Origin of the sequence: Methylobacterium crusticola, assembly GCF_003574465.1 — a bacterium.
GTDB classification, from domain to species: Bacteria; Pseudomonadota; Alphaproteobacteria; order Rhizobiales; family Beijerinckiaceae; genus Methylobacterium; species Methylobacterium crusticola.
In genome coordinates this window covers 1-3,939 of record NZ_QOWC01000369.1, presented here as the reverse complement: position 1 = coordinate 3,939, position 3,939 = coordinate 1, and the positions used below count along the sequence as shown (strand labels likewise).

Genomic DNA, 3,939 nt, shown 5'->3' with positions numbered 1-3,939 from the left:
TCGCCTACGGGTCGGGCGACACCGTCACGGTCCAGAACACGCGCCTGGCGAGCCTCAGCGCCGACAATTTCACCTTCGGGTGAGGGCGTCGCCCCCGAGGCGGGGCGGCCCGGGGGCGCTCCGGCCGCCTCACCAGGCGCTGCCCGCGCGGGTGTCGGCGCCGAGCCAGCCGTCGACCACCGAGCCGACGTCGAGCGCGACGCCGCCGCTGCGCTTGATCCGGTCGCAGTAGAACTTTCCCAGGATCCCGCCGGCCACGAGGTAGAGCCGCCCGCCGAGCGGGCGCTCCAGGGCTGCCATCACCTCCCGGAACCGATCCGGGAAGTGGCGCCCCGCGACCGCCTCCGGGCCGAGGGCCGCGGCATGGAGCTTCTCGCCCGGGATCTTGTGGAACGCGACGTCGCGCAGGCCGAAATCCCGCGCGAGCAGGCCCGGCAGGCCCGCGTGGCAGGAGATCACGCCGACCCGCGCCTGGTCCCGCAGGAGCGCGGCGAGGTGCCCGTCCCGGTCCATCAGGGTGTGGACCGCCTGCGGGCAGAGGGACTGCCCGGTATCGACGTCGGGCATGAGCCGCAGGGCGTTCGCGAGCGAGGGGATGCCGGTCGGGCTGATGATCCGGTACTCGTGCGCGACCCAGTTCGGGTAGGGCAGCCCGACCGCGTCGGCGCCGCGGACGACCTCGGCGAGGCCCGCCGCCATGGCGGTGAAGCCGGACGCGTCGGGGTCGACCTCGCCGCCGAACCAGACGCGGGCGCGGTCCCGGCGGTTGCGCCGGTAGAGGTTGGGAAACCGCGCCTCGTCGGCGTCCGAGATCCTCAGGAAGGCGCCCTCGCCGTCGCCGAGGCGCACCAGGGAGAACCCGCGCCCGGCCGCGAGCGCGGCGCGGACCCGCCCGGTCAGCCGGTCCTGCCAGGCGTAGCGGGGATCCTGCTCGTAGGCCCGGGCGGCCGCCTCGACGCGGGCGGCCGGGAAGTCTCGCAGGTAGGCGTCGAGCTCGGCGAGCCAGGGCAGGTCCTCGTGCCCGGGCGCGAGGGCGCGCAGCCGCGCCAGCGTCCGCCCGGACGCGTCGTGGCGGCCGAGCCGCATCTCGAGCCGCGCCATGAACAGCAGGGTGCGCGGATCGTCCGGCACGACCTCGAGGTTTCGCGCGAACGACGCGAGCGCCTCGGCGTGGCGGCCCTGGAGGGTGTAGGAGACGCCGCGCTCGTAGAGGGCGAAGCTGTAGGCGGGATCGCGCCGCAGGATGTGCTCGCAGGCCGCGTCCGCCTCGGCGAACAGGCCGGCGTCCCGCAGCGCGATCGCGAGCCTGACGATGAGGAAGAGGTCGTCCGGGATCCGGGCGAGCGTGGCCGAGGCCAGCGCCCGCAGCGGCTCGCCCCCCGCCCGGGCGCCGAGATCGCGGGCCCGCGCCAACACCGCCTCGCTGTCCATCGCCGACACCCTCCCAAGCACCCTAGCGCTCCCGCGAGCCCCGCGCGCTCCTTAGCGCAGGCTCGGGCGAAGCGGATCCCGGCGTCCCGCAAGGCGGATGCCGCACCCCGACGACGCGCAGCCGCAGCGGCGCCGACCGGCAGGGGCGCGGGTCCCCTCGCGCCGCGACGCGCGCCGGAGCGGGCGTCCGCTGCGGGGCGGCTGGGACTTCATCGGGCTGTCACATCGTCTGGATACCTCCGGGACACAGCCCGGCAACGCGACGGCGCCCCGTTCCCCGGGCCGGAGCCGCGCGCCACGTCAACGCGCATCGCGAGAATGTCCGCATGGCCCGCTACACGCTCCAGCTCCTGCACATGTCGGACGGGGAGGGCTCGACCCTCACGCCCCGGACCGCGCCGGTCATGGGCGCGCTGATCGACCGGTTCGACGCCCAGTACGCCAACACCCTGGTGCTGGCCGGCGGCGACAACTTCATCCCGGGCCCGTTCCTGACCGCGGGGGCGGACCCCGCCCTGAACGCGGTCGTCGGCGCGGCCGCCCTCGGGCGGCCCGACATCGCGATCTACAACGCCTTCGGGGTCAAGGCCTCGACCCTCGGCAACCACGATTTCGACCTCGGCTCGCAGGTCCTGGCCGACGCCGTCACGCCGTCCGGCGCCTGGGCGGGCGCGCAGTTCCCCTACCTGTCGGCGAACCTCGACTTCTCCGCCGACGCCGCCCTGCGCGGGCGCGTGACGGCGGCCGGCCAGGAGGCGTCCGCGATCGCGGGGCGCATCGCCCCCTCGGCGATCGTGACCGTCAACGGCGAGCGCATCGGCGTGGTCGGGGCGACCACGCAGGTGCTCGAGCGGATCTCCTCGCCGACCGGCACCGAGGTGAACGGCTTCCCGAAGATCGGGCAGGCCGGCGACAACCTCGTCGAGCGGGACGACATGGCGCTGCTGGCGAGCCAGCTCCAGCCGGTCGTCGACGGGCTGGTGGCCCAGGGCGTCAACAAGGTGGTGCTCGACAGCCACCTTCAGCTCCTCTCGAACGAGCAGGCCCTGGCGCCGCTCCTGCAGGGCGTCGACGTCATCCTGGCGGCCGGCTCGCACACCCGCCTCGGCGACGCGACCGACGTGCCGGCCGCCTTCCCGGGCCACGACGCCACGTCCGCGGGCCCGTACCCGATCGTGAGCGCGGGGGCCGACGGGGCCCCGACCCTGATCGTCGCCACCGACAGCGAGTCGACCTACCTGGGCCGCCTGGTGGTCGATTTCGACGAGGCCGGCCGCCTCCTCACCGGCAGCGTCGACCCGGCCGTCAGCGGCACGTACGCGGCGACGCAGGCGAACCTCCAGGCCGCCTACGGCGCCGAGATCGACCAGGCCTTCGCGGCGGGCTCGATCGGCGCGCGGGTCCGGCAGATCACCGGCGCCATCGAGGGGGTCATCGCCACCAAGGAGAGCAGCGTCTTCGGCTTCACCGACGTCTACCTCGAGGGCGACCGCACCTTCGGCCGCGCCCAGGAGACGAACCTCGGCGACCTCTCGGCCGACGCCAACGCGGCCGCGGCGGCCCGGGCCCTGCCGGGCCAGCCCTTCCTGGTGTCGCTGAAGAACGGGGGCGGGATCCGGGCCTCGATCGGCGCCGTGGACGCCGGCGGGGGCAGCGACCCGGGCGCCGGCGCCAAGCTGCCGCCCCTCGCCAACCCGGCCGCCGGCAAGCCGGAGGGCGGGATCTCGCGGCTAGACACCGAGAACGCGCTCCGCTTCGACAACAAGCTGATGGTGTTCGACACCACCCCGCAGGGGCTCCTGAACATCCTCGAGTACGGGGCCGGGCTCGCGCCGGGCAACGGCGGCTACCCGCAGCTCGGCGGCGTGCGCTTCTCCTACGACCCGTCCCGCCCGGCCGGCTCGCGGGTGCGCAGCGTCGCCCTCACGGACGAGGCCGGCACGGTGATCGCCCGGGTGGCGCAGGACGGCCGCGTCGCCGCGGGCGCCCCGGGCACGATCAGCGTCGTGTCGCTCAACTTCACCGCCAACGGCGGCGACGGCTACCCGACGAAGCAGAACGGCGACAACTTCCGCTACCTGCTGGCCGACGGCACGCTCTCGGCGCCGGTGGACGAGGCCCTGGACTTCACGGCGCCCGCCAGCCTGCCCGCCACCGTCGTGGGCGAGCAGGCCGCCTTCGCGCAGTACCTCCAGGCCCGCCACGGCAGCGCCGAGGCGGCCTACGCGACGCCCGATACCCCGGCGAGCGAGGATCTGCGGATCCAGAACCTGAGCGCGCGGGCCGACGGGGTGTTCCGGTCGGGGCGCTTCGGCACCGGGGGCGGCGACACCCTGACCGGCACGGACGGCAGCGACGACGTCTTCGGCTACGCCGGCGACGACGTCCTGCGCGGTGCCGGCGGGGACGACGCGGTCTACGGCGGCGCCGGGAACGACGACCTCGCGGGCGGCGCCGGCAACGACCGGGTGACGGGTCAGGACGGGGACGACCGCGTCGAGGGCGGCG

The 3,939-nt window shown here is 75.2% G+C and carries 2 protein-coding genes; one reads left to right on the top strand and one right to left on the bottom strand.

Annotated features, from left to right (window positions below; all coding sequences use genetic code 11):
- Positions 1–129: 129 nt before the first annotated feature.
- On the bottom strand, positions 130–1,431 hold the full coding sequence (locus tag DT057_RS34190) for a tetratricopeptide repeat protein (RefSeq protein ID WP_128566451.1): 1,302 nt from the start codon (positions 1,429–1,431) through the stop codon (positions 130–132).
- Between the two features lie 326 nt (positions 1,432–1,757).
- Here DT057_RS34190 and DT057_RS34185 point away from each other — a divergent pair.
- The coding region (locus DT057_RS34185; protein ID WP_128566450.1) for a 5'-nucleotidase C-terminal domain-containing protein at positions 1,758–3,939 on the top strand (2,182 nt) is incomplete at its 3' end.

Excerpts from the sequence above, each read along its gene's own strand:
- DT057_RS34190 (WP_128566451.1), bottom strand. The coding sequence starts at position 1,431 with ATGGACAGCGAGGCGGTGTTGGCGCGGGCCCGCGATCTCGGCGCCCGG.